The 982-nt window shown below is 47.5% G+C and carries 1 pseudogene; it reads left to right on the top strand.

Going from position 1 to position 982, the window contains the following annotated elements:
* Positions 1-982 (top strand): annotated as a pseudogene (locus tag ACYVFA_RS23690) (hypothetical protein); the annotation flags it as partial.

Below are 982 nucleotides of genomic sequence, written 5' to 3'. Positions count from 1 at the left end.
CCAATGGTCGAATGGGGGTACAACAGCAGAAATCACCGGTATCGGTGCAGGCACTTATACAGTGACCGTAACAGATGCGAACAAATGTACGATTACGGGTAGTGTGACCCTGACCGAACCAACCAAACTGGTAGCGACAACAGATAAGACAGATATCAACTGTTTCGGAGATAAGACAGGTAAAGCAAGCATCACGGTAAGTGGTGGAACGCCAGGCTATACTTACCAATGGTCGAATGGGGGTACAACGGCAGAGATCACCGGCATTGGTGCAGGGACTTATACGGTAACGGTAACGGATGCGAACAAATGTACGATTACAGGTAGTGTGACCCTGACTGAACCGACGAAACTGGTAGCGACGACAGATAAGACAGACATCAAATGTTTCGGAGATAAGACCGGTAAAGCGAGCATCACCGTAAGTGGTGGAACGCCAGGTTATACTTACCAATGGTCGAATGGCGGTACAACAGCAGAGATCACCGGCATTGGTGCAGGCACTTATACAGTAACGGTAACAGATGCGAACAAATGTACGATTACCGGTAGTGTGACCCTGACTGAACCGACGAAGTTAATTGCGACAACTGATAAGACAGATATCAACTGTTTCGGAGATAAGACCGGTAAAGCAAGTATCACGGTAAGTGGTGGAACGCCAGGTTATACTTACCAATGGTCGAATGGGGGTACGACGGCAGAGATCACCGGTTTAGGGGCTGGTACTTATACAGTGACCGTAACAGATGCGAACAAATGTACGATTACGGGTAGTGTGACTTTGACTGAACCGACGAAGTTAATTGCGACAACTGATAAGACAGACATCAACTGTTTTGGAGACAAAACAGGTAAAGCAAGTATCACGGTAAGTGGTGGAACGCCAGGTTATACTTACCAATGGTCGAATGGCGGTATGACTGCAGAGATCACCGGCATTGGTGCAGGCACTTATACAGTAACAGTAACGGATGCGAAT

This window comes from Emticicia fontis (assembly GCF_054779675.1).
The sequence above is the reverse complement of the archived record's forward strand: the minus strand, read 5'-3'. Positions and strand labels throughout refer to the sequence as shown.